Below are 24,941 nucleotides of genomic sequence, written 5' to 3'. Positions count from 1 at the left end.
GAAAAGGATAGCAACATGACAACACTATTTTCACTGCAAAATAAAGTCGCCATTGTCACCGGCGCCGCATCGGGAATTGGCTACGCTATTGTTCGCTGTTTAAGTGCTGCGGGCGCGCAAGTCGCGATGGTTGATCGCGCAGAAGAGGTCAAATCGGTTGCCAACAAGATGGACAATCCTGCGCGAGGTTACGTTTTCGATCTGGCTAACGTCGAGGCGCTTGGCGAGCTGGTAGAGCAAATCCATCAGGATTTTGGCCGTATCGATATTCTGGTCAATAACGCCGGTATTGGCATGCTGGAAGCCGTCGGCGAAGTGCAACTCGCCAGTTGGAATACCACGATGTTGATTAACATGACCGCACCATTCTTCCTTGCTCAGCATTGTGCCCGCTATATGAAGGAACAAGGTTTTGGCCGTTTGATTAATATCTCCTCACAGGCCAGCGTCATTGCGCTCAATGAGCACGCGGCATACTGCACCAGCAAATCAGGCATGGTTTCTTTTACGCGCGTGTTGGCAGCAGAATTGGGGCCGTTTGGCATTACCGCCAATGCTATTTCACCTACGGTAGTTGAGACGGAATTAGGTAAGCGTTACTGGCATGGGGAGCGAGCCGAGCAGATGAAATCGAAAATCCCTTCGCGACGTTTTGCCACGCCAGACGAAGTCGCGAGCACGGTGCTGTATCTCAGCAGCAATGAAACGGCCATGGTCAATGGCGAGAATTTAGTGATCGATGGGGGATATAGCGTGATTTAAAGCCGGGCGATTTTATTGTGTTTAGCCTGCTGATATTGCTCAACACCGGGGAATTGTAATATAGAAAAATCGCCCGCCCAGAATTTGAAGTCTGGGCGGGCGATTAACTACACCAGCGTTTTCAAGCGATAGATCCACTCCAGCGCTTGTTTAGGCGTTAAGCTATCTGGGTCCAGAGCCTCGAGAGCATCAACCGCCGGTGAGGTTTCCGCCACCAGCAACTGCATTTGCGAACCTTCCACCGTGGATGCGGCAGAGCTGCCAGATAACGCTTCAAGTTCCTTCAGTTTATTACGCGCGCGCTTAATCACGTCCTTCGGCACGCCCGCCAGTGCCGCCACCGCGAGACCATAGCTCTTGCTTGCAGCGCCATCCTGCACGCTGTGCATAAAGGCGATGGTGTCTCCGTGTTCGACCGCATCCAAATGCACATTCACCACGCCTTCCATTTTTTCCGGCAGCGTGGTCAGCTCGAAATAGTGGGTGGCGAACAGCGTCATGGCTTTAATGCGATTCGCCAGACTTTCAGCGCAGGCCCATGCCAGCGACAAACCATCATAAGTTGAGGTGCCGCGCCCGATTTCATCCATCAGTACCAGACTGTTTTCGGTGGCGTTATGCAGGATGTTGGCGGTTTCCGTCATCTCCACCATAAAGGTTGAGCGTCCGGAAGCCAGATCATCAGCGGCACCGACGCGCGTGAAGATGCGATCAATTGGGCCAATGACGGTCTCTTCCGCTGGTACATAGCTGCCAATCCACGCCATCAGTGCAATCAACGCTGTCTGACGCATATAGGTACTTTTACCGCCCATATTGGGGCCAGTGATAATCAGCATGCGCCGCTGCGGTGAAAGTGAAAGCGGGTTAGCGATAAACGGCTCTTTCAATACCTGTTCGACCACCGGATGGCGGCCCGCAGTAATACGGATGCCCGATTTTTCTTGCAGCACAGGACGGCAATAGTTCAGCGTCCAGGCGCGTTCGGCCAGGTTCGCTAACACGTCCAGTTCAGAGAGTGCTGCCGCACTGATTTGCAGGGCTTCAAGATGCGGTAGCAGGCGGTCAAACAGCTCATCGTAAAGACCTTTCTCCAGCGCCAGCGCTTTGCCTTTCGACGTCAGAACCTTGTCTTCATACTCTTTCAGTTCAGGAATGATATAGCGTTCAGCATTCTTTAGCGTCTGGCGGCGAACATAGTGAATCGGCACCAGATGACTTTGACCACGACTGACCTGAATGTAGTAGCCGTGAATCGCGTTAAAACCGACTTTCAGCGTATCCAGCCCGAGTTTCTCGCGTTCACGGATTTCCAGACGATCAAGATAATCGGTGGCGCCATCAGCCAGCGCACGCCATTCGTCGAGTTCAGCGTTGTATCCCGGAGCGATCACACCACCGTCACGTACCAGCACCGGCGGCGATTCAATGATCGCGTGTTCCAGCAACTCACGCAGTTCGTTGAATTCGCCCATTTGCGATCGCAGATTGATTAATTGCGTTGCCTCAACGCCTTCCAGTTGCTGGTTCAACTCTGGCAACTGCTGGAAGGCATGGCGCATACGTGCCAAATCGCGTGGGCGCGCGGTGCGCAGTGCCAGTCGCGCCAGAATACGCTCAAGATCGCCCACCTGACGCAGTACCGGCTGCAGCTCCTGACTGAGCGATTGCAGTTCGGCAATAGACTCCTGACGACGCGCGATGGTCGTAACATCACGCAGCGGCATGTGAAGCCAGCGTTTCAGCATACGGCTGCCCATAGGCGTAACGGTTTTATCCAGTATCGCCGCCAGCGTGTTTTCAATGCCGCCAGCCAGATTCTGCGTAATTTCCAGGTTGCGGCGCGTTGCAGCATCCATGATCACGCTATCCTGCTGGCGCTCCATGCTCAGCGAGCGAATATGCGGCAGCGAGGTACGTTGCGTGTCTTTGACATATTGCAGCAGGCATCCCGCTGCACGCAGTGCCAGATGCGCCTGCTCAACGCCAAAACCACTTAAGTCGCGGGTGCCAAATTGCAGGTTCAGCTGCTGGCGTGCCGTATCGATTTCATATTCCCACAGCGGACGGCGACGCAGGCCACGGCGTTGATCGATCAACGTCATGGCCTGGAAATCTTCGGGATAGAGCAGTTCAGCCGGATTGGTGCGCTGCAGTTCTGCTGCCATCGTCTCCAGATCGCCGGGTTCACTCAGGCGGAAGCGGCCAGAACTGATGTCCAGCGTTGCATAACCAAAACCGCGCTGGCTCTGGAAGATGGCGGCGAGCAAGTTATCCTGGCGCTCTTGCAGCAGGGCTTCATCGCTGATGGTGCCGGGTGTAACGATACGCACCACTTTTCGCTCAACCGGGCCTTTGCTCAGGGCAGGATCGCCAATCTGCTCACAGATCGCCACCGATTCGCCGAGTTGCACCAGTTTCGCCAGATAGCCTTCAACCGCATGGTAAGGGACGCCCGCCATCGGAATCGGTTCACCGGCAGAGGCACCGCGTTTGGTTAGGGAGATCTCCAGCAGTTGCGAGGCGCGTTTCGCGTCATCGTAAAACAGCTCGTAAAAATCGCCCATGCGATAAAACAGCAGGATGTCAGGATGATCGGCCTTCAGGCGCAGGTATTGCTGCATCATCGGCGTATGGCCACTAAAGTCCATTTGCTCTGCTCCTTTCATCTCATTCTCACTCAACGTTCATTCTTTTAATTACCTGAGGCTGGGTCAATGCAGCCCGGAAGTGTCGTTATCGTGTGGACGGATAACGAAAGCGGGATATTACCATTTTTGCCACCGGACCTTCATCCGCCAGCAGGGCTTTATGGCTGCCGACCATAACAAATTGCTGCAAACGGTAAAAAGCAAAATTTAATGAAAAAGGTAAAGTGTGGAGCCGTTTCGCAAATTCACGTTGTAACCGGCTGAAACTGGCGAGAAACGGTTAAATTCTAAGATATTGCTCTGTATGTCACTCCGATGAACGATTACCATGAGTGCTTCCGGTTTCACCTGGCTTATGGATATCCAATGCGTTTTAAGGTTGCTCTTCTTCCGCTTATTACTCTGCTTGCTGCCTGCAGCAGTAAGCCTGCATCCCACCAGCAGCCCGCCGTTGTGCCTGCACCTAAAGGCGGTTTTTTGCTGGAACCTTCACACGCGGTTCAACCGATGTTTGGCGATTTTGCGGGTAACCCTGCCGCTGAACAGTTCATCGATCAAATGGTGGCCAAACACGGTTTTAACCGTGAACAGTTGCACGCGGTGATTGGCCAGGCGAAGCGTCTGGATTACGTACTGCGCCTGATGGACCAGCAAGCGCCGAGCTATACGCCGCCAACCGGACCGAACGGTGCATGGATTCGCTATCGCAATAAGTTCATTACGCCGGATAACGTGCAGAATGGCGTGGCATTCTGGAATCAGTATCAGGATGCGCTGCAACGTGCGCAGCAAGTTTACGGTGTGCCGCCGGAAATCATTGTTGGCATTATCGGCGTTGAAACGCGCTGGGGCAGGGTAATGGGCAAAACGCGCTTGCTGGATGCGTTGGCAACCTTGTCATTTAGCTACCCGCGTCGCGCAGCTTACTTCAGCGGTGAGCTGGAGACCTTCCTGCTGATGGCGCGTACAGAGCAAGACGATCCGCTGGATCTGCGTGGCTCCTTTGCCGGTGCGATGGGTTATGGACAGTTCATGCCATCCTCATATAAGCAATATGCGGTCGATTTTAATGGCGATGGTCATATCAACCTTTGGGATCCGGTTGATGCGATTGGCAGCGTAGCCAACTACTTTAAAGAACACGGCTGGCGTGCGGGCGAAAACGTTGCAGTGCCAGCCAGCGGTCAGGCTCCAGCGTTGGAGAATGGCTTTAAAACCAAGTACCCGGTAAGCACCTTAGCCGCGAGTGGTTTAACGCCACAGGGATCGCTGGATGGTAACTCTCAGGTAAGCTTGCTGCGTTTGGATCTCGGCACCAGTTATCAATATTGGTACGGACTGCCCAACTTCTACGCCATTACGCGCTACAACCACAGCACCCACTATGCAATGGCGGTGTGGCAGTTGGGTGAAGCCGTGGCTAAAGCACGTCAGGGCAGCATGTTTTAATGCTGTCCATATAAAGTGTGAGGGTATAAGATGGCGCCCCTTTTGCGGTGCCATCTTCACCGCATCCGACTTCTGAGGAGCGCTTATGAGTACCTTACCTGCCTGTCCTGCATGCCAAGCCGATTACACCTGGCAAGATGGCGAGAACCTGAATTGCCCATCTTGCGGCCACATCTGGACGGCAAGCGCCGATGATGCAGCTGACGGTTTAGTGGTACGTGATGCCAACGGCAACCTGCTAGCGGATGGCGACAGCGTAACTGTCGTTAAAGATCTCAAGGTTAAAGGCAGCTCTTCTACGCTGAAAATTGGTACCAAAGTCAAAAGCATTCGCCTGGTCGAAGGCGATCACAACATTGATTGCAAGATTGATGGCTTTGGTCAGATGAAACTCAAATCTGAGTTCGTCAAAAAGAACTAATCACAGGACGGCTCGGCGCCGTCCTGCTTGTTTCAACTCAGCAAACGATCCACTTCCTCACACTGTACCGCTGTTAGCTCGCCACCATAATTGCGCGAGTAGCTGCGCATTGAATCAAATCGGCGTGCAACGGCCGTTTTTATGGTGGTAACAAAATCATCACCAATGGTGTAAATCGCCATCAACTTACCAATGCGTTGCTGAATCTCACTGAGCTGCGCTAAATCGCCCGCCCGCCAGGCCTGCATCGCTCGGGCAAACAGCTCCGGCACAATATTGTTTAAGCCGGAAATCACACCTGAACCGCCAGCCAGCAGATTGGGCAGTAGATATTCGTCATAACCGGAAAGCACGGTGAAATCGCTGCGTACCTTCTTGGTTTCTTCAATCATCGCGCGGTTATGCGACAAACAATCCATGGTGTCTTTGATGCCAACAAAGTTGGGCAACTCTGCGGCCAGCTCTGCGACCAGTGCAGGCGTTAATTCGCAACCGGTACGCGCGGGGAAATTGTAGGCGAACCATTTGCCGCCCAGCTGTGTATCCAGTGCTTTGAAATAGCTCAGCAGCTGTTTGTGTGTCTGCCCGTAATAGTAGGGAGGCAGCACCATCACAGCATCAAATCCGTTCTGCCAGGCCGCATCCGCCAGTTTTAGCATATCCGCAATACAGGTGCTGGAGACGTTTGCCACCATAGTCAGTGACGAGAGTTGGCGCGCCTCACGAATCAGCAACAGGCGCTCCTGCTGAGAGAGTGAGGCAAACTCGCCAATGCTGCCCATCAACAGCAAGGTATCAATACCTGATTGATTTAGGCGTGAAAAATGACGGCCAAGCGCATCAATATCCAGATTGTTGTTGCTGTCGAAGGGCGTTACTGACGGACACCATACGCCGGGCAATGCGGGTTGTGCAGACATAACAAGCTCCTTAGTTGTAAAATGAAACATCGTTTTAACTTAATGCTATCTGCGCAGGCTAACCAGCTAGCGAGGATAAAAAGGTGAGATGTCGCACTTTTCTCTTTCTATAAAGGCGAGAAAAGCAGGTAGTGTTTAGCCCCTTAGCCAAGACAGGAGCATTGCCATGCAAGACTGGAATCCACAGCTGTATCGCCAATTCGAATCAGAGCGAACCCGCCCGGCACGTGAGCTATTGGAGCGCATTCCGCTCGATGATGTGCGCTTTGCTACTGATCTTGGTTGCGGACCCGGCAACAGCACCGAGCTACTGGCACAAGCCTGGCCGAAGGCGCAGATAACCGGAATTGACAGCTCTGCCGCAATGTTAGAGCAGGCGCGTGAACGTCTGCCCACCTGCCATTTTCAGCAGGCTGATATTCGCCGCTGGCAGGCCGAACAGCCGCAGCAGGTTATCTATGCCAATGCCTCGCTGCAGTGGTTGACCGAGCATCACACATTGCTGCCGCATCTGGTTGATCAATTGGCCATCGGTGGCGCGTTAGCGATTCAGATGCCCGATAATCTTGAAGAACCGTCGCACCGCTTGATGCGTGAAGTGGCGGCGAATGAAAAGTGGCAGGCGTTGATTTCAGCTCAGGCGGCGGATCGCAAACGTCTGCTGACTACCGATCATTATTACGACTTGTTGACCGATGCGGGTTGCAAGGTTGATATCTGGCGCACCACTTATTATCACCCGATGGCAGATGCGCAGGGCATCATTACCTGGTTGCGTGCCACCGGGTTGCGTCCTTTCCTTGCGGGGCTTGATGAAACCCAGCAGGCAGCATTTCTCCATGATTATCACCAGGCACTTATTCCGGCTTACCCCGCACGCAGTAACGGCCAGGTTTTGTTAGCCTTCCCGCGTCTCTTTATGGTTGCAGTGAAAACAGGCTGAGGTATCTGGAAGCCACTACGCAGAAATGATGGCTGAAGGTTGAAAAGGGCTTTTCAGCGCACCATTTACTGCTAACGTGAAGCGCCACAACGGGAGAAGGCGATGAACGATGAACAGTTACAGCAGCTAAGTCGCCGCATTGGCGAGCAGCTGAAGAAACGTCAGGCAACGGTGACCGCAGCGGAATCCTGCACCGGTGGCTGGATTGCGAAAGTCTTTACCGATATCAGCGGCAGCTCCGCCTGGTTTGAGCGCGGTTTCGTCACATACAGCAATGAAGCTAAGCAGCAGATGGTGGGCGTACAGGACACAACGCTACAGCAGTATGGCGCCGTAAGTGAACAGACGGTGCGTGAGATGGCGACCGGTGCAGCTAAAGCTGCGGCGGCGGAATACGCCATCGCCGTAAGCGGTATTGCCGGTCCAGATGGTGGCACGCCCGATAAACCGGTGGGCACCGTGTGGTTTGCGATTGCGGGGCCAGAGGGGCGCGTACTAGCGCAGCGCCAGATCTTTGCTGGCGACCGTGATGCGGTGCGCCGTCAATCAGTGGTCTGGGCGCTGCAAACGCTGCTTGATGAATTTCTGATAAATTAAACTTGATACTGTATGACCATACAGTATAATTAGCGGCAACAGAACGAGCGACATACTTGATGTCGACTCACCCAGCATGATTAGGAGTGGAAATGGCGATCGACGAGAACAAACAGAAGGCTTTAGCTGCCGCACTGGGCCAGATTGAGAAGCAATTTGGTAAAGGCTCCATCATGCGCTTGGGTGAAGACCGCTCAATGGATGTCGAAACCATCTCTACCGGCTCACTGTCACTGGATATCGCGCTGGGCGCGGGTGGCTTGCCGATGGGACGTATCGTTGAGATTTACGGACCGGAATCTTCGGGTAAAACCACGCTGACGCTGCAGGTTATTGCTTCTGCACAGCGCAAAGGCAAAACCTGTGCCTTTATCGATGCCGAGCACGCACTGGATCCGGTATACGCGAAAAAACTGGGCGTTGATATCGATAACCTGCTGTGTTCACAGCCGGATACCGGTGAGCAAGCACTGGAAATTTGTGATGCGCTGGCGCGTTCAGGCGCGGTTGACGTCATCATCGTCGACTCCGTGGCGGCGCTGACGCCGAAAGCGGAAATCGAAGGCGAGATCGGCGATTCACACATGGGTCTGGCCGCTCGTATGATGAGCCAGGCAATGCGTAAGCTGGCTGGTAACCTGAAGCAGTCCAACACGCTGCTGATCTTCATCAACCAGATTCGTATGAAGATTGGTGTGATGTTCGGTAACCCGGAAACCACAACCGGCGGTAACGCGCTGAAATTCTACGCTTCTGTTCGTCTGGATATCCGCCGTATCGGTGCGATTAAAGAGGGCGACGAAGTGGTCGGTAGCGAAACCCGCGTGAAAGTCGTGAAGAACAAAATTGCGGCACCGTTTAAGCAGGCTGAATTCCAAATCATGTACGGTGAAGGTATCAACACCTTTGGCGAGCTGGTGGATCTTGGCGTGAAGCATAAGCTGGTTGAGAAAGCCGGTGCGTGGTACAGCTACAACGGTGAGAAGATTGGTCAGGGTAAAGCTAACTCCACCAACTTCCTCAAAGAGAACCCGGCGATTGCGAATGAGATCGACAAGAAGCTGCGTGACTTGCTGCTAAGTGGTGAAGTCGCCGCCGCAGACACCGCGAAAATCTCCGCTGATGATCGCGAAGAGGCCAGCGAAACTAACGAAGATTTCTAAAATATTAACGGGAGCAGAGATGCTCCCGTTTTGCTTTTCCCCGCCAGTGCTTTTCCTCTCTGCCTTCTTGCTTTACCCTGCGTCCCTGCACGACTGTTAGAACAAGGTAAATCCTATGTCATCGTCACCATCTGCGGCACCTGTGCCAACATATTCCCGTTTGCTGGACCGTGCTATGCGTATCCTCTCGCAGCGCGATCACAGCCGCGCAGAGCTGAAGCGTAAGTTGCAGCTCTCTTCCCAACGCGCGGCCTACCTGCAGCAGCAGGAAAACACGCCGATTCCCGACGAGTTACTGGAAAAAGTGCTCGACTGGTGTCAGGAGAGCGGTTGGCTCAACGATGAGCGCTTTACCGAACGCTTTATTCAAAGCCGTGCGCGTAAGGGATATGGTCCGCAGCGCGTGCGTATGGAGTTGCAGCAAAAAGGCATTGGCCGCGATGAAATCAATCAGGCGCTGTTCGATACCGAAGTGGACTGGCGCCAGTGCGCAGCCGACCTTGCCAAACGCAAATTTGGCGAACCCTTACCGCAAACCTGGGCCGAGAAAAGCAAGGTTCAGCGTTTTTTGATGTCGAAAGGCTTTATGATGGAAGATATTCAGGCTGTTTTCAGAAATAGTGACGACTGAAAGGCGATGTGATTTTACTTCCCACTGAAGAAAATTTATCTTATTCCCACTTTTTGTTCCTCAGTCAGCGGCAGGCCGGATGGATAGGGTTTGCCAGCGAAAGGGAACGTTCGTTAGCGTGATTCCAGGAATTTTATGAGCAAGAGCACTGCTGAGATCCGTCAAGCGTTTCTCGACTTTTTTCATAGCAAGGGACATCAGGTTGTAGCCAGCAGCTCCCTCGTACCGAACAACGACCCGACTTTGCTGTTTACCAATGCCGGGATGGTCCAGTTTAAAGACGTTTTCCTCGGTCAGGATAAGCGCGACTATGCGCGTGCAACGACGTCTCAGCGTTGTGTGCGTGCCGGCGGCAAGCATAACGACCTCGAAAACGTGGGCTACACGGCACGTCACCACACCTTCTTTGAAATGTTGGGCAACTTCAGCTTTGGTGATTACTTCAAGAAAGAAGCGATCGCTTATGCATGGGAACTGCTGACGGGTGAGCAGTGGTTTAAGCTGCCTAAAGAGCGCCTGTGGGTGACCGTCTATGAAACAGACGATGAAGCCTTCGAAATCTGGGCTAACGATATTGGTGTGCCGCGCGAGCGCATTATCCGTATCGGTGACAACAAAGGCAGCGCTTATGCTTCAGATAACTTCTGGCAGATGGGCGACACTGGTCCTTGCGGTCCATGCACCGAAATTTTCTTCGATCACGGCGATCATATCTGGGGTGGCCCGCCGGGCAGCCCGGAAGAAGATGGCGATCGTTACATCGAGATCTGGAACATCGTCTTCATGCAGTTCAACCGTCAGGCCGACGGAACCATGGAGCCGCTGCCGAAACCGTCAGTGGATACCGGCATGGGTCTGGAGCGAATTGCTGCCGTGCTGCAGCACGTTAACTCCAACTATGAAATCGATCTGTTTGCCAAATTGATCAAGTCTGTTGCGCAGGTAACTGGCGCAACCGATCTGGATAACAAGTCGCTGCGCGTTATCGCTGACCATATTCGTTCTTGTGCCTTCCTGATCGCCGATGGCGTAATCCCATCGAACGAAAACCGCGGCTATGTGTTGCGTCGTATCATTCGTCGCGCGGTGCGTCACGGCAATATGCTGGGCGCGAAAGAGGCATTCTTCTACAAGCTGGTTGCGCCACTGATCGAGGTGATGGGTGCCGCAGGTGAAGACCTGAAGCGTCAGCAGAAGCATGTTGAAAACGCGCTGAAGAACGAAGAAGAGCAGTTTGCTAAAACGCTGGAGCGTGGACTTGCGCTGCTGGATGAAGAACTGGCGAAGCTGCAGGGCGATACGCTTGATGGCGAAACGGTGTTCCGTCTGTACGATACCTTTGGTTTCCCGGCGGATTTGACTGCTGATGTATGCCGCGAGCGCAATCTGAAGATTGATGAAGCCGGTTTTGAAGCCGCGATGGAGCAGCAACGTCAGCGTGCGCGTGAGGCCAGTGGTTTTGGTGCCGACTATAACAATGTCATTCGCATTGATGCCGCAACCGACTTCAAAGGCTATGACCATCTGGAACTGAATGCGACAGTCGAAGCACTGTTCGTCGACGGTCAGCAAGTTGAGCAGATCAGTGCAGGTCAGGACGCGGTGGTCGTGCTTGACGAAACGCCGTTCTACGGCGAGTCAGGTGGACAGGTTGGCGATACTGGCGTGTTGGCTGGGCAGAATGCTGAATTTAGCGTTCAGGACACTCAGAAGTATGGTAAAGCGATTGGTCATATCGGTAAGCTGAGCAGCGGCCAGTTACGCGTTGGCGACCGTTTGCATGCCCAGGTTGATGAAACTCGCCGCGCGCGCATCCGCTTGAATCACTCCGCCACGCACTTGCTGCATGCCGCACTGCGTCAAGTATTGGGTGATCACGTAGGACAGAAAGGCTCGCTGGTTAACGATAAGTATCTGCGTTTCGACTTCTCTCATTTTGAAGCCATGAAGCCGCAGGAAATCCGTCAGGTTGAGGATATTGTTAACGCACAGATTCGCCGCAACCTTGCCGTTGAGACCGAAATCATGGATCTCGATGATGCAAAACAGAAGGGCGCAATGGCGCTGTTTGGTGAGAAGTACGATCAGCGCGTACGTGTGCTGACCATGGGCGATTTCTCTACTGAGCTGTGTGGTGGTATCCACGCACTGCGTACCGGTGATATTGGCCTGTTCCGCATTCAGTCTGAATCGGGTACTGCTGCAGGTGTACGCCGCATTGAAGCCGTAACCGGCGAAGGTGCGTTGGCACAAGTAAATGCGCAGAGCCAACAGCTACTGGATGTGGCGCAATTGGTGAAAGCCAATAGCAGTAATTTGAATGAGAAGGTGCGCGGACTGGTTGATCACGTGCGTGCGCTGGAAAAAGAGTTGCAACAACTGCGCGATCAGCAAGCTGCGCAGGAAAGCGCTTCATTGAGTAGCAAAGCGGTTGACGTTAAAGGCACGAAGTTGCTGGTCAGTGAACTGAGCAACGTTGAGCCGAAAATGTTGCGTACCATGGTTGACGATCTGAAAAATCAATTAACGTCTGCCATCATCGTGCTGGCAACGGTTGATGATGGAAAAGTTTCACTGATTGCTGGTGTGACCAAAGATCTTACTGACCGCGTAAAAGCTGGCGAGCTGATTGGCGAACTTGCCTCTCAGGTTGGCGGTAAAGGCGGTGGTCGCCCAGATATGGCTCAGGCCGGCGGTACAAATCCGCAGGCGCTGGCTGGCGCGCTAGCTGGCGTGCAGGAATGGGTCAGTAACCGACTGTAACGTATAAAACTTCGCATTGTGATAAGCGCCAGAAGCCCGTTTTCTGGCGCTTTTTTAACGCGGTGCACACCAGGTAATGACAAAGTCCGGTTGATGTAGTGTATTTCGGCTAAACTAACTATCAGCAGAATGTATTGGCATGGCGAAGCACAATGGTGTATTTGTCATAGGCATTGTTCAGCGTTATATGATGGATACGGCCGGGAGACCGAACAAGCCCGACTCTTTTAATCTTTCAAGGAGCAAAGAATGCTTATTCTAACTCGTCGAGTTGGTGAAACCCTCATGATTGGCGATGAGGTGACTGTAACGGTGCTGGGTGTTAAAGGTAACCAGGTCCGCATTGGTGTTAACGCGCCTAAAGAAGTTTCGGTTCATCGCGAAGAGATCTATCAGCGTATTCAAGCCGAAAAAACTCAAGCCTCGAGTTACTAACGGATTCAGCGCCTCGCTCTTGAGCGAGGCGCTACCGGTTTTTCCCTCCAGTCCCGCACATCTCCCGTTTTTCTTTCTCAATTCCTCAATTGTTTTAACGCCCATTTGTGTTCTCCAGCAGCGTTTCTTTGTTGATAAATCACTCTTTTTGTCGTTAAAGCATCCGAATTGAGCGTCATTTGTGCAATCAAACAAAAGGCTGGAAATAAATGTTTGACTTATAAGTCCGGGAAAGTAATATGTGCGCCACGCAGTGCCGATGAGCAGAAACAAGTTCAGAAGCACGGTTCGGAAGAACGCGTAAGGTGAGGTGGCCGAGAGGCTGAAGGCGCTCCCCTGCTAAGGGAGTATGCGGTCAAAAGCTGCATCCGGGGTTCGAATCCCCGCCTCACCGCCATTTCCGATGCATCCATAGCTCAGCTGGATAGAGTACTCGGCTACGAACCGAGCGGTCGGAGGTTCGAATCCTCCTGGATGCACCATTCGGAATGGTGAAGTAAGAGTGAACGAGCAGTTCCTTTCATGGTGAGTTGTTAGCACCCTGCGTTGTACAAGAATTAACTCGATGCATCCATAGCTCAGCTGGATAGAGTACTCGGCTACGAACCGAGCGGTCGGAGGTTCGAATCCTCCTGGATGCACCATTCTTCGTATCATCCTCAGGTTGTTTCAGTTAGTCCATCGTAAGAAAACCTCAATGCATCCATAGCTCAGCTGGATAGAGTACTCGGCTACGAACCGAGCGGTCGGAGGTTCGAATCCTCCTGGATGCACCATTCCTCTTCAAACTTCTCAAAATTGACTTCAGCAGTAACTCGATGCATCCATAGCTCAGCTGGATAGAGTACTCGGCTACGAACCGAGCGGTCGGAGGTTCGAATCCTCCTGGATGCACCATCTCTTCTTCATTACCTTTCTGTTTTTGACTCTCAGTTTCTGAATCCTGCGCCAATCAAACCCACTTGCAAAAAAATTGCTGAATTAACCGGCGTTTATGCCCGGTATTGCACTCTGACCTTTTTCCGAAAACGAAAAAAACTAATGCTTTCAAAGCATTTGCGGTTAAGCGCGCCTGGCGACAACCTGAGCGCATTACGCTAAAGTAATGGCTCATTTTGTGGTGCTCGATGGAGTGACAATGTACGACCAATATGACGCCCTGATTTTCGATATGGACGGCACAATTCTGGATACTGAGCCGACACATCGAAAAGCCTGGCAACAGGTGCTTGGCCGCTATGGTTTCACCATGGATGAAGAAAAAATGGTGGGCTTCAACGGCGCTCCAACCTGGCAACTGGCGCAGTTCATTCTTGAGCAGAACAATGCAACGCACGATCCACATCTGCTGGCGGCGGAAAAAACCGCTGCGCTGAAAGCGATGTTGCTGGATGACGTGCGTCCGCTGCCGTTGATGGACGTGGTCAAAGCCTATCATGGTCGCCGTCCGATGGCGGTGGGCACCGGCAGTGAACACAGCCTGGCAAAAGCCCTGCTCGAAGAGCTAGGCGTTTACCACCTGTTTGATGCGGTTGTCGGAGCGGATGACGTACAGCGTCATAAACCGCAGCCGGATACCTTTTTACGCTGCGCTGAATTGATGGGCATCGCGCCCGAGCGCTGTGTGGTGTTTGAGGATGCTGACTTCGGCGTACAAGCTGCCAAAGCAGCAGGCATGGACGTGGTTGATGTCCGTTTACTGTGAATGAATTTCTGACCTATGGATCGTTATTCGGCAGCAGCTTCCTGAGTGCGACTCTGTTACCGGGAAGCTCGGAAGCGGTGCTGGTTGCACTGCTGATCGCCCAAAAGGGTTCGGTTTATGGATTGTTATTGGCTGCATCAGTGGGAAACACTCTGGGCGGCCTGACCAACATTCTTCTTGGTCGCCTGATGCCACCAAAAGGGCAAGGGCGATGGCACGACACAGCAATGACGTGGTTACACCGATTGGGACCTGCAGCACTGATTTTCAGCTGGCTGCCGGTAGTGGGCGACTTACTCTGCGTGCTCGCAGGTTGGTTGCGCTTTGCCTGGCTGCCTTCGGTGCTGTTCCTCGCCATCGGTAAAACGCTGCGTTATATCGTTATCGCGACCGCCACATTACAAACAATGCAATGGTGGCATTGATTCGCACAGATTCGAGGCTACGGTTAACATTATGCTGAACAAAAATAAATTATTCACACAGCGGGAGGTTAATGTGATCCCGGACGTATCTAAGGCACTTTCCTGGCTGGAAGCGCACCCTGACGCGTTAAAGGGTATCGGCCGTGGTATTGAGCGCGAATCGTTACGCGTAAAACCCGATGGTCACCTGGCAACCACAGGACATCCTGAGTCACTCGGTTCGGCGCTCAAGCATGATTGGATTACCACCGATTTCGCTGAAACGCTGATGGAGTTCATCACACCGGTTGATCAGAGCATCGATCGTTCACTGGCGTTTCTGCGCGATATTCACCGCCATGTGGCGCGTGAATTGGGCGATGAGCGCTTGTGGCCTTTCAGCATGCCTGGCTTCATTGATGATGTTAATAGCATCGAGCTTGCGCAGTATGGCAGCTCCAACATCGGCAAAATGAAAACGCTGTATCGTCAGGGGCTGAAGAATCGCTATAGCGCGCTGATGCAAATTATCTCTGGCGTGCACTACAACTTCTCGCTGCCGCTGTCGTTTTGGCAGGAGTGGGCGGATGTGAAAGATGCCGAAAGTGGCAAAGAGACCATCTCTGCCGGCTATCTGCGTTTGATTCGCAACTACTATCGTTTTGGCTGGGTCATTCCTTATCTGTTCGGTGCATCGCCAGCGATCTGCTCCTCATTCCTGCAAGGACGTGAGAGCAATCTGCCGTTTGAAACTGACGGCAAAGGCACGCTGTGGCTGCCTCACGCCACCTCGCTGCGTCTGAGCGATCTCGGTTACACCAATAAATCGCAGAGCGGGTTGGGCATCACCTTTAACTCGCTTGAAGGCTACGTTGCGGCACTGAAAGCGGCGATCAAAACGCCTTCGGAAGAGTATGCCGCCATGGGCACCAAAGATGCCGATGGCAACTGGTTGCAGCTGAACACCAACGTGCTGCAGATTGAAAATGAGCTGTATGCACCGATTCGTCCGAAACGCGTTACGCGTTCAGGTGAAGCGCCATCTGATGCGCTGCTGCGCGGCGGGATTGAATACATTGAAGTGCGTTCGCTGGACATCAACCCATTCTCCGCGATTGGCGTGGATGCCGATCAGGCGCGTTTCCTCGATCTGTTCCTGATTTGGTGTACGCTGGCTGACGCGCCGGAAATGAGCGCGGATGAGCTGCTGTGTACGCGTAAAAACTGGAACCGCGTAGTGATGGAAGGGCGTAAACCCGGCCAGGTCATTGCTGTGGGTTGTAGCGAAACCGAACATACGCTGGTTGAAGTGGGTAAAGCGCTGTTTGCCGATCTGCGTCGCGTGGCGGAAGTGCTCGACAGCAATCACGGCAACACGCAATATCAACAGGTTTGCGATCAACTGGTGGCATCTTTCGACGATCCTGAGCTAACCTATTCGGCGCGCATTCTGCATGCGATCAAAGAAAACGGTTTGACCGGCGCTGGCGTAGCATTGGCAGAGCAATATCGTCATCTGCTGTGTGAAGAGTCGTTAGAGATTCTGACTGAAGAGGACTTTAGTCGTCAGGCGTTGGAGTCGGTGCAGGCACAAGAGAAGCTGGAACAGAGCGATACGCTGGATTTCGAAAGTTACCTCGCGGGTCGCGAAGGCTAGAAAAGAAAATGGCCACATCAATGTGGCCAAAATAAACATCTCTGTTGTCAGGGATGATGATAACAAATGCGCGTCTTTCATATATTCAGACGCTGGACGAAAAGAAAAGTTTCATCGTTTTAAAAAAAATCTCAAAACAGGAGGTGACGTATGCCACTACTGGATAGTTTTACTGTTGATCACACCATCATGGGCGCACCGGCTGTACGCGTAGCAAAAACCATGAAAACTCCGCATGGCGATACCATCACCGTTTTCGACCTGCGTTTTTGCCGTCCGAATATTGAAATTCTGACTGAGCGTGGCATTCATACGCTGGAGCACCTGTTTGCTGGCTTCATGCGTAATCACCTGAATGGTGACGGCGTTGAAATCGTCGACATCTCTCCGATGGGTTGCCGTACTGGCTTCTACATGAGTTTGATTGGTACGCCTGACGAGCAGCGTGTAGCGAAAGCCTGGAAAGGCGCGATGGAAGATGTTCTGAAAGTTAAAGAGCAGGGCCAGATTCCAGAGCTGAACGAATATCAGTGCGGCAGCTACAAACTGCACTCACTGGATGAAGCGCAGCAGATCGCGCGCAATGTGCTGGCTCACGACATCGGCGTGAACCGCAATGAAGATTTGAAGCTGCCAGCTGAAAAGCTGAAAGAGCTGCACATCTAGTTGAGACACAATGAAAAACGCCGCGATTATCGCGGCGTTTTTGTTTGCAGGCTTCAGGAGCCGATGGAGGATTTCAGTGCGTGGTGCGGCGTGATGCGCACCTGCTTCACCATGTTGTCCTGCACATCGAGGATATCGATATCGTAGGCACCAAGGGTAACGCGGGTATCAACCAGCGGAATCTCTTCCAGTGCTTCCAGCAGCATGCCGTTAATGGTGCGCGCATCCTCTTCCGGCAGCGTCCAGTTGAAGGCTTTGTTGATTTCACGCACATTGGCGCTGCCTTCAATCAATACCGAACCATCGTTTTGCGGCATCACTTCTTCGGCCAGCGATGGCGACATTGAGGTGGTGAAATCGCCGACGATCTCTTCCAGAATATCTTCGATCGTCACTAAGCCTTTAACATCGCCATATTCATCAACCACCATGCCGACTTTCTTTTTATTACGCTGAAATTTAACCAGCTGCACGTTAAGCGGGGTGCCTTCCGGTACATAGTAAATTTCATCAGCAGCACGCAGCAGGCGATCTTTGTTGAACTCTTTCTTCTCGGTCATCATGCGCCAGGCTTCCCGCACGCGCAGCATACCAACGCAATCGTCCAGCGAATCGCGGAACAGGACGATGCGTCCATGCGGCGAATGACTTAGCTGGCGCTCAATGGATTTCCAGTCATCATTGACGTTGATGCCGACGATTTCATTGCGCGGCACCATGATGTCATCCACGCTGACTTTCTCCAGATCGAGCACTGACAGCAGCATGTCCTGATTACGGCGCGACATCAGTGAACGTGACTCATGCACGATGGTGCGCAACTCTTCTTTGCTTAACGCCGAGTTGATGGAACCGTCGGTTTTAATGCCCACCATGCGCATCAAAATGCGGGTGATGGTATTCAGCAGCCACACCAGCGGCAACATCACATACTGCAGCGGAGCCAGTAAAACGCTGCTGGGATAGGCGACTTTTTCTGGATAGAGCGCTGCGACCGTTTTCGGCAGCACTTCAGCAAATACCAGCACCACAAAAGTCAGAATACCGGTAGCAATCGCCACGCCGGCATCGCCATACAGGCGCATACCGACAATGGTGCCAAGAGCGGAGGCGAGGATATTAACGAGGTTGTTGCCGATTAAAACCAGGCTGATCAGGCGATCGGGACGACGCAGAAGTTTTTCCACCCGACGCGCGCCGCGATTACCGCTTTTGGCTTTATGGCGCAGTTTGTAACGATTGAGCGTCATCATGCCGGTCTCTGAACCGGAGAAATACGCAGAGACCAGCACCATGATGACCAGCGTAATGATCAGCGTGGTGGTTGAAACGTGTTCCAACACAAAATCCTTAGTGAGAGGTGAGCAGGTGCTGAAGAACGCGGCTGCCGAAATAGGCCATGGTTAGCAGCAATGCGCCGCCACAGTTAAACCACACGACGCGGCGTCCGCGCCAGCCTTCACGATAGTGTCCCCAAAGCAGAACGATGTAGACAAACCAGGCAATGATGGAGAGAACCGCTTTATCCACATTCTCAGCGCTAAACAGGTTATGCATGAAGAGCAAACCGGTGCACAGCACCAGCGTCAACAGCACGACACCAATCTGCGTAATGTGGAACATTTTGCGCTCAATGCTGAGCAGCGGCGGCATATCCTGAGTGAAAGCCAGTTTCTTATTTTTCAACTGGTAATCGATCCACGCCAGCTGCAGCGCATACAGTGCCGCAATGATCAGCGTGGCATAGGCAAACAGCGACAGGCCGATGTGCACCATCATGCCTGGTGTGGTTTCCAGATGCGTAATAAATGCATTCGGCACAAAGGTGGCAAAGGCCAGATTTATCAACGCAAAGCTGTAAACAATGGGTAGCAGCAGCCAACCACGATTACGCGAGGCGACAATCGTCATGATGGCGCAGATCAGCAGGCTAACCAGCGAGCCGATATTGAGCAGGCTGAGGTTTTGCCCGTTATCAACAGCAAAAATGCGCTGCTGCAGGGCAACGGCGTGCGCAATCAGCGCCACGCAGGCAGAAAGCACAGCAAAACGACGCCAGCCACCGTTGCGTTTAAGCAGGCTGGGAATGATCAATGCAAGGCTGAGGGAGTAGGCGAACAGCGCCACGATCGCGAAAACGAACATAGATCCTTTCAGGTATCGGTCAGATAAGGAAAAAAGCAGTATAGCGCCAGCAGCAGCAGGCTCCAAACGATCTGACGGTCAATTGCAGAGATCGCTTCGTCTTCGTGTTATAATCCGCCGCATTGTGTCGCCTATGGCGGCCTCGCTACGGTTCTAAGTGAGAGAGCATGTTTGATAATTTAACCGATCGTTTGTCGCAAACCCTGCGCAATATCAGCGGCCGCGGAAGGCTGACCGAAGACAACATCAAAGACACGCTGCGTGAAGTTCGCATGGCGCTGCTGGAAGCCGACGTTGCGCTGCCGGTGGTGCGTGAATTTATTAATCGCGTCAAAGAGGCCGCCGTTGGCCACGATGTGAACAAAAGCCTGACGCCAGGCCAGGAGTTCATCAAAATCGTGCGCAACGAACTGGTTGCGGCGATGGGCGCTGAAAATAATGCGCTCAATTTGAATGCTCAGCCGCCAGCCGTAGTGCTGATGGCAGGTTTGCAAGGTGCCGGTAAAACTACCAGCGTGGCAAAACTGGGTAAATTCTTGCGCGAGAAGCACAAGAAGAAAGTGTTGGTGGTTTCTGCTGACGTTTATCGCCCTGCGGCGATCAAACAGCTGGAAACCCTGGCTGAGCAGGTCGGCGTGGATTTCTGTCCGTCCGATCTGAGCCAAAAGCCGGTCGACATTGTTCAGAACGCGCTGAAACAAGCCAAAGTGCAATTCTACGATGTGCTGCTGGTGGATACCGCCGGTCGTTTACACGTCGATGAAGCGATGATGGACGAAATCAAACAGGTACACGCCGCGATCAATCCGGTAGAAACCCTGTTTGTGGTCGATGCCATGACCGGTCAGGATGCAGCCAACACTGCGAAAGCCTTCAACGAAGCGCTGCCGCTGACCGGTGTGATCCTGACGAAAGTCGATGGTGATGCGCGCGGTGGTGCGGCGCTGTCGATTCGTCACATTACCGGCAAGCCAATCAAATTTATGGGGATGGGCGAGAAGACCGAAGCGCTGGAAGCTTTCTATCCAGAGCGTATCGCGTCGCGCATTCTTGGCATGGGCGATGTTCTGTCGCTGATCGAAGATATCGAGAGCAAAGTTGACCGCGATCAGGCGGAGAAACTGGCGAAGAAACTGAAAACCGGCGACGGTTTTGATCTCAATGACTTCCTTGAGCAGTTGAAGCAGATGCGCAACATGGGCGGCATGGCGAGCCTGATGGGTAAACTGCCGGGCATGGGACAACTGCCTGACAACGTGAAATCGCAGATGGATGACAAAGTGCTGGTTCGCATGGAAGCCATCATTAATTCGATGACGCGTAAAGAGCGTGAAAAGCCAGAAATTATCAAGGGTTCGCGCAAACGTCGTATTGCGCTGGGCTCAGGCATGCAGGTGCAGGACGTCAACCGACTGCTGAAACAGTTCGATGATATGCAGCGCATGATGAAGAAAATGAAGAAAGGCGGCATGGCCAAAATGATGCGTGGCATGAAAGGTATGATGCCGCCTGGATTCCCTGGTCGCTAAGGCGGCCGCACAGAAAGCCGGTTATTTGACACACTCAGGTTGCTTTTTGCGCCAAAATGAGTAAAATTTTCGGGCTTTTTATATCGCGCTCGGGCCCCGTTCCTCGATGGGGCCCGAGCGCTTTATTAACTAATGAGGATGTTATGGTAACAATTCGTTTGGCACGTCACGGCGCTAAAAAGCGTCCGTTCTATCAGGTCGTCGTAACTGACAGCCGCAATGCTCGTAACGGTCGTTTCATCGAGCGCGTAGGTTTCTTCAACCCGATCGCTTCTGGTCAGGCTGAAGGTCTGCGTCTGGATCTGGACCGTATTGAGCACTGGGTTGGCCAGGGCGCAACGCTTTCTGATCGCGTTAACGCGCTGATCAAAGAAGCAAAGAAAGCAGCTTAATCTGTCACGGTGGTGAGCATGAGCATTAAACCTGCCGGGCAGCCTCCCGTTAACCCGATTGTATTGGGAAAAATGGGCGCGGCTTACGGAATTCGGGGTTGGCTCAAAGTGTTTTCCTCCACTGAAGACGCTGAAAGCATCTTCGACTACCAACCTTGGTTCATCCAGCGCGCCGGTAAATGGCAGCAGGTCGAACTCGAGGGCTGGAAGCACCACAATCAGGACCTGATCATCAAAGTCAAAGGCATTGACGATCGGGACGCTGCGGCACAGTTGACCAATTGCGAAATTACGGTCGACTCCACGCAGCTGCCAGCGCTGGAAGCAGGTGATTACTACTGGAAAGACCTTATGGGTATGAAAGTAGTGAACCTCGAAGGCTACGAGATGGGCAAAGTCATTGATTTGATGGAAACCGGATCGAACGACGTTCTCGTCGTTAAGGCAAACCTGAAGGATGCATTCGGTGCGCAAGAGCGGTTAATTCCGTTTCTTGATGAACAGGTTATCAAGAAAGTCGATCTCTCTACTGGCCTTATTGAAGTAGATTGGGATCCTGGTTTTTGATCTCCGGACAATCCGGTAACGTAACGGCGAACGCGATGTGGATTGGTGTTATTAGCCTGTTTCCAGAGATGTTTCGCGCTATTACCGAGTACGGGGTAACTGGCCGGGCAGTAAAAAATGGCCTGCTCGACATTCAAAGCTGGAGTCCTCGTGACTTCACGCATGACCGGCACCGTACCGTGGACGATCGTCCTTACGGCGGCGGACCGGGAATGTTGATGATGGTGCAACCCTTACGGGATGCCATCTCCGCAGCGAAAGCGGCGGCGGGAGAAGGCGCTAAGGTGATTTATCTTTCACCTCAGGGACGCAAACTGGACCAACAGGGCGTTTGCGAACTGGCGACTAATCAGAAGTTGATTCTGGTATGTGGTCGCTATGAAGGGATAGATGAGCGCGTGATTCACACTGAGATTGATGAAGAATGGTCAATCGGTGATTACGTTCTCAGTGGCGGTGAGCTGCCAGCCATGACGTTGATTGACTCGGTCGCCCGGTTTATTCCCGGCGTACTGGGGAAACAGGCGTCAGCCGATGAGGATTCGTTCTCGGATGGTTTGCTGGATTGCCCGCACTACACCCGACCTGAAGTGTTAGAAGGAATGGAAGTTCCGCCAGTTTTACTGTCGGGCAACCATGCCGATATTCGCCGCTGGCGCCTGAAACAGTCGTTAGGCCGTACCTGGCTAAGAAGACCTGAACTTCTGGAAAACCTGGCTCTGACTGAAGAGCAAGCACGGTTGCTAAATGAGTTCCAGCGTGAACATCAGCAGCAACAAAACGATGAGGCGGGAGAGTAATCTTCCCTCACTATCAGTTTACCCAGGATAAGAGATTTAATTATGAGCAACATTATCAAGCAACTTGAACAAGAGCAGATGAAGCAGGACGTACCTTCATTCCGTCCGGGTGATTCCGTGGAAGTGAAAGTATGGGTCGTAGAAGGTTCTAAGAAGCGTCTGCAGGCATTCGAGGGCGTGGTTATCGCTATTCGTAACCGCGGTCTGCATTCTGCATTCACTGTTCGTAAGATTTCTAACGGCGAAGGTGTTGAGCGTGTCTTCCAGACTCACTCTCCAGTAATTGACAGCATTGCTGTTAAACGTCGTGGTGCTGTGCGTAAAGCCAAACTGTATTACCTGCGTGAGCGTACCGGTAAGTCAGCTCGTATCAAAGAGCGTCTTGGCGCGTAAGCGACTTCTCAAAGTTAATAGCAAACAAGGGGTTGACCATTTGGTCAGCCCCTTTTTTATGGGCGCTGTAAATGATAGATCGCGCCGTTCACCGCTCCGCTCTCCAGAATGATCAGCCCAAAGCAATAATCAACCAATGTGAAGCCGCTGCGTAAGGCAACCGCGCGACTGGCGTAATTCTCTTCTGCTGCCAGAATCTCTAGCTGATTGATATGTGGATACTGGAAGCCAAATTCGACCAACTGCGCCACCGCACGCGTCGCAACGCCTTGCCGCTGAGCATCGCTGCGCACCCAATATCCTAATGCACTGCTTTCGCCCGGATTCTTTGCGAAACGAATACCGGCGCTTCCCAGCAACCGATCGTTGCCATCCACAATAGCGAACTCTTCCGCTTCGCGTTTACTGCGTTGAATGCGCGTAAAATCGATCCAGCTGGCAGCTTCATCAGGATGATAATCGTCGTGGGCCCAAGCCATCCAGGGTTTTAGCGTACTTAGCGATTCGTTGATGGCCTGGGCAAAAGCGTCGATATCCTGCAACGTGAAAGGACGCAGTGTGACAAGCGAAATGGACATCGCACGATCCCTGAAAAATAATGAATAACAGAATGTTAGCTCGGCTGCTGGCAAAAATCACTAACGGGGTTTATTAGGGTGTAATTATTTATTTACAATGTGGTATTTTGGTGTGTTCATATAAGTTTTTGATTTTTATATTTTATGTTAGATTTTAAGTGGTTTTTTATTTTGCTGGTAATAAAAGTGTACATTTGTGGATTGCAAGATGTACATGATGTGATAAAGTAAGCGCCATCCTCAGTGAGGATCCCAAACCGCATAAACGAGTAAAAAGGATCGCAATCATGCAAAAAGACGCGCTGAACAATGTGCATATCGCCGACGAACAAATTTTGATTACCCCGCAAGAGCTGAAAGCCAAATTCCCGCTCACTGCGGCGCAGGAAGCGCAAATTGCGTCTTCTCGCCAGACCATTGCCGACATTATTGCGGGCCGCGATCCGCGCCTGTTGGTGGTTTGTGGTCCTTGTTCAATTCACGATACCGAAGCCGCACTTACCTATGCCCGTCAGTTGCAATCTCTCTCTGCACAGTTGAAGGATCAGCTGTACATCGTTATGCGCGTTTATTTTGAAAAACCTCGAACCACCGTCGGCTGGAAAGGGTTAATCAACGATCCTTACATGAACAACTCGTTTGATATGGAAGCCGGGCTGCATATCGCACGTCAGCTGCTGGTGAATCTCGTCGAGATGGGATTACCGCTGGCGACCGAAGCGCTGGACCCCAATAGCCCACAATACCTTGGCGATCTGTTTAGCTGGTCAGCGATCGGTGCGCGTACCACTGAATCACAAACCCACCGTGAAATGGCTTCAGGCCTTTCCATGCCGGTTGGTTTTAAAAATGGTACGGATGGCAGCCTTGGTACCGCGATTAACGCCATGCGCGCCGCTGCGATGCCGCACCGTTTTGTAGGTATCAATCAGGCTGGTCAGGTTTGCTTGCTGCAAACCCAGGGCAACCCAGATGGACATGTGATTCTGCGCGGCGGTAAAGCACCAAACTACGGTCCAGAAGATGTCGCTCAGTGTGAAAAAGAGATGCTGAAAGCGGGACTGCGTCCGGCCTTAATGATAGATTGCAGCCATGGTAATTCTAACAAAGACTATCGCCGCCAGCCTGGCGTAGCCGAATCGGCTATCGCGCAGATTAAAGATGGAAACCGTTCCATCATTGGCCTGATGTTGGAAAGCAACATTCATGAAGGCAACCAGTCTTCTGAACAGCCACGTAGCGAAATGAAATACGGTGTATCCGTCACTGATGCTTGCATCGACTGGGAAACCACTGAAACGTTGCTGCGTGAAATCCATCAGGATTTGCAGGGAGTGCTGTCGGCGCGTCTGTCACACGAGGTGTAATGA

The 24,941-nt window shown here is 52.5% G+C and carries 24 protein-coding genes and 5 tRNA genes; 24 read left to right on the top strand and 5 right to left on the bottom strand.

Going from position 1 to position 24,941, the window contains the following annotated elements; all coding sequences use genetic code 11:
* Positions 1–15: 15 nt before the first annotated feature.
* Complete coding sequence (locus NR302_RS14855; RefSeq protein ID WP_154155455.1) at positions 16–762, top strand: GolD/DthD family dehydrogenase; 747 nt, start codon at positions 16–18, stop codon at positions 760–762.
* 107 nt (positions 763–869) lie between these two features.
* Here NR302_RS14855 and mutS read toward each other — a convergent pair whose 3' ends face one another.
* Complete coding sequence (gene mutS / locus NR302_RS14850) at positions 870–3,413, bottom strand: DNA mismatch repair protein MutS (protein ID WP_258143810.1); 2,544 nt, start codon at positions 3,411–3,413, stop codon at positions 870–872.
* 366 nt (positions 3,414–3,779) lie between these two features.
* Between mutS and mltB the strand changes: the two genes are divergently transcribed.
* Positions 3,780–4,862, top strand: a complete 1,083-nt coding sequence (mltB, locus tag NR302_RS14845; RefSeq protein ID WP_061719945.1) for a lytic murein transglycosylase B — start codon at positions 3,780–3,782, stop codon at positions 4,860–4,862.
* Between the two features lie 85 nt (positions 4,863–4,947).
* Complete coding sequence (locus tag NR302_RS14840; protein WP_258143809.1) at positions 4,948–5,283, top strand: zinc ribbon domain-containing protein YjdM; 336 nt, start codon at positions 4,948–4,950, stop codon at positions 5,281–5,283.
* A gap of 32 nt (positions 5,284–5,315) precedes the next feature.
* Here NR302_RS14840 and NR302_RS14835 read toward each other — a convergent pair whose 3' ends face one another.
* Positions 5,316–6,203 carry a dihydrodipicolinate synthase family protein gene (locus NR302_RS14835; protein ID WP_258143808.1) on the bottom strand — a complete coding sequence of 296 codons (888 nt, stop codon included), beginning with the start codon at positions 6,201–6,203 and terminating at the stop codon, positions 5,316–5,318.
* 166 nt (positions 6,204–6,369) lie between these two features.
* On the opposite strand from NR302_RS14835, the gene tam reads away from it, so the two are divergent.
* The 15 genes from tam (at position 6,370) to luxS (ending at position 17,167) form a co-directional block, all read left to right on the top strand.
* Positions 6,370–7,146, top strand: a complete 777-nt coding sequence (gene tam / locus NR302_RS14830) for a trans-aconitate 2-methyltransferase (RefSeq protein ID WP_258143807.1) — start codon at positions 6,370–6,372, stop codon at positions 7,144–7,146.
* A 102-nt stretch (positions 7,147–7,248) separates the two neighbouring features.
* Complete coding sequence (pncC, locus tag NR302_RS14825; protein WP_008104517.1) at positions 7,249–7,743, top strand: nicotinamide-nucleotide amidase; 495 nt, start codon at positions 7,249–7,251, stop codon at positions 7,741–7,743.
* Positions 7,744–7,835: 92 nt separating this feature from the next.
* Positions 7,836–8,906, top strand: a complete 1,071-nt coding sequence (gene recA, locus NR302_RS14820) for a recombinase RecA (protein WP_008104515.1) — start codon at positions 7,836–7,838, stop codon at positions 8,904–8,906.
* Positions 8,907–9,081: 175 nt separating this feature from the next.
* Positions 9,082–9,537: a regulatory protein RecX gene (locus tag NR302_RS14815; protein ID WP_258143806.1), complete on the top strand. Its 456-nt coding sequence runs from the start codon at positions 9,082–9,084 to the stop codon at positions 9,535–9,537.
* Positions 9,538–9,672: 135 nt separating this feature from the next.
* Positions 9,673–12,300 carry an alanine--tRNA ligase gene (gene alaS, locus NR302_RS14810; RefSeq protein ID WP_258143805.1) on the top strand — a complete coding sequence of 876 codons (2,628 nt, stop codon included), beginning with the start codon at positions 9,673–9,675 and terminating at the stop codon, positions 12,298–12,300.
* Between the two features lie 249 nt (positions 12,301–12,549).
* A complete protein-coding gene (gene csrA / locus NR302_RS14805; protein WP_008104508.1) occupies positions 12,550–12,735 on the top strand; it encodes a carbon storage regulator CsrA in 186 nt (61 codons plus the stop codon).
* A gap of 304 nt (positions 12,736–13,039) precedes the next feature.
* Positions 13,040–13,132: transfer RNA gene (locus NR302_RS14800), tRNA-Ser, on the top strand.
* 8 nt (positions 13,133–13,140) lie between these two features.
* Positions 13,141–13,217 (top strand) — tRNA-Arg (locus NR302_RS14795).
* An 85-nt stretch (positions 13,218–13,302) separates the two neighbouring features.
* Positions 13,303–13,379, top strand: a tRNA-Arg gene (locus tag NR302_RS14790).
* 55 nt (positions 13,380–13,434) lie between these two features.
* Positions 13,435–13,511, top strand: a tRNA-Arg gene (locus tag NR302_RS14785).
* A 44-nt stretch (positions 13,512–13,555) separates the two neighbouring features.
* Positions 13,556–13,632 (top strand) — tRNA-Arg (locus NR302_RS14780).
* Between the two features lie 241 nt (positions 13,633–13,873).
* Entirely contained in the window at positions 13,874–14,440 is a 567-nt protein-coding gene (gene yqaB, locus NR302_RS14775) for a fructose-1-phosphate/6-phosphogluconate phosphatase (RefSeq protein WP_008108985.1), read from the top strand.
* Positions 14,437–14,865 carry a YqaA family protein gene (locus NR302_RS14770; protein WP_061719953.1) on the top strand — a complete coding sequence of 143 codons (429 nt, stop codon included), beginning with the start codon at positions 14,437–14,439 and terminating at the stop codon, positions 14,863–14,865. The genes yqaB and NR302_RS14770 overlap by 4 nt, the downstream gene beginning before the upstream one ends.
* A 31-nt stretch (positions 14,866–14,896) precedes the next feature.
* A complete protein-coding gene (gene gshA, locus NR302_RS14765; RefSeq protein WP_008108989.1) occupies positions 14,897–16,501 on the top strand; it encodes a glutamate--cysteine ligase in 1,605 nt (534 codons plus the stop codon).
* A gap of 150 nt (positions 16,502–16,651) precedes the next feature.
* Positions 16,652–17,167: an S-ribosylhomocysteine lyase gene (luxS, locus tag NR302_RS14760; RefSeq protein WP_007893307.1), complete on the top strand. Its 516-nt coding sequence runs from the start codon at positions 16,652–16,654 to the stop codon at positions 17,165–17,167.
* Positions 17,168–17,220: 53 nt separating this feature from the next.
* Here the strand turns inward: luxS and NR302_RS14755 are convergent, their stop codons facing one another.
* Together NR302_RS14755 and NR302_RS14750 are read right to left on the bottom strand one after the other, a co-directional pair.
* Positions 17,221–18,507, bottom strand: a complete 1,287-nt coding sequence (locus tag NR302_RS14755; protein WP_008108991.1) for an HlyC/CorC family transporter — start codon at positions 18,505–18,507, stop codon at positions 17,221–17,223.
* A gap of 10 nt (positions 18,508–18,517) precedes the next feature.
* Positions 18,518–19,312: an inner membrane protein YpjD gene (locus tag NR302_RS14750; protein ID WP_008108993.1), complete on the bottom strand. Its 795-nt coding sequence runs from the start codon at positions 19,310–19,312 to the stop codon at positions 18,518–18,520.
* A 167-nt stretch (positions 19,313–19,479) separates the two neighbouring features.
* Here NR302_RS14750 and ffh point away from each other — a divergent pair, with 167 nt between their 5' ends.
* The 5 genes from ffh to rplS all read left to right on the top strand — a co-directional run bounded on the left by ffh (position 19,480) and on the right by rplS (position 22,993).
* Complete coding sequence (ffh, locus tag NR302_RS14745; protein WP_008108995.1) at positions 19,480–20,841, top strand: signal recognition particle protein; 1,362 nt, start codon at positions 19,480–19,482, stop codon at positions 20,839–20,841.
* Between the two features lie 143 nt (positions 20,842–20,984).
* Positions 20,985–21,233, top strand: coding sequence for a 30S ribosomal protein S16 (rpsP, locus tag NR302_RS14740; protein ID WP_007893313.1), 249 nt, complete (start codon positions 20,985–20,987; stop codon positions 21,231–21,233).
* An 18-nt stretch (positions 21,234–21,251) separates the two neighbouring features.
* Positions 21,252–21,800, top strand: coding sequence for a ribosome maturation factor RimM (rimM, locus tag NR302_RS14735; RefSeq protein WP_008108998.1), 549 nt, complete (start codon positions 21,252–21,254; stop codon positions 21,798–21,800).
* A gap of 35 nt (positions 21,801–21,835) precedes the next feature.
* The gene (gene trmD / locus NR302_RS14730) at positions 21,836–22,600 is read left to right on the top strand and encodes a tRNA (guanosine(37)-N1)-methyltransferase TrmD (protein ID WP_036649673.1); all 765 of its coding nucleotides are present in this window, start codon (positions 21,836–21,838) and stop codon (positions 22,598–22,600) included.
* Between the two features lie 42 nt (positions 22,601–22,642).
* Complete coding sequence (gene rplS / locus NR302_RS14725; protein ID WP_007893316.1) at positions 22,643–22,993, top strand: 50S ribosomal protein L19; 351 nt, start codon at positions 22,643–22,645, stop codon at positions 22,991–22,993.
* A gap of 56 nt (positions 22,994–23,049) precedes the next feature.
* Here the strand turns inward: rplS and NR302_RS14720 are convergent, their stop codons facing one another.
* Positions 23,050–23,571, bottom strand: a complete 522-nt coding sequence (locus NR302_RS14720) for a GNAT family N-acetyltransferase (RefSeq protein WP_258143803.1) — start codon at positions 23,569–23,571, stop codon at positions 23,050–23,052.
* 287 nt (positions 23,572–23,858) lie between these two features.
* On the opposite strand from NR302_RS14720, the gene NR302_RS14715 reads away from it, so the two are divergent.
* Positions 23,859–24,938, top strand: coding sequence for a 3-deoxy-7-phosphoheptulonate synthase (locus NR302_RS14715; RefSeq protein WP_258143802.1), 1,080 nt, complete (start codon positions 23,859–23,861; stop codon positions 24,936–24,938).
* The last annotated feature ends 3 nt before the right edge of the window (positions 24,939–24,941 follow it).

This window comes from Pantoea sp. SOD02 (assembly GCF_024707505.1).
Lineage (GTDB): Bacteria > Pseudomonadota > Gammaproteobacteria > Enterobacterales > Enterobacteriaceae > Pantoea > Pantoea symbiotica.
The sequence above is the reverse complement of the archived record's forward strand: the minus strand, read 5'-3'. Positions and strand labels throughout refer to the sequence as shown.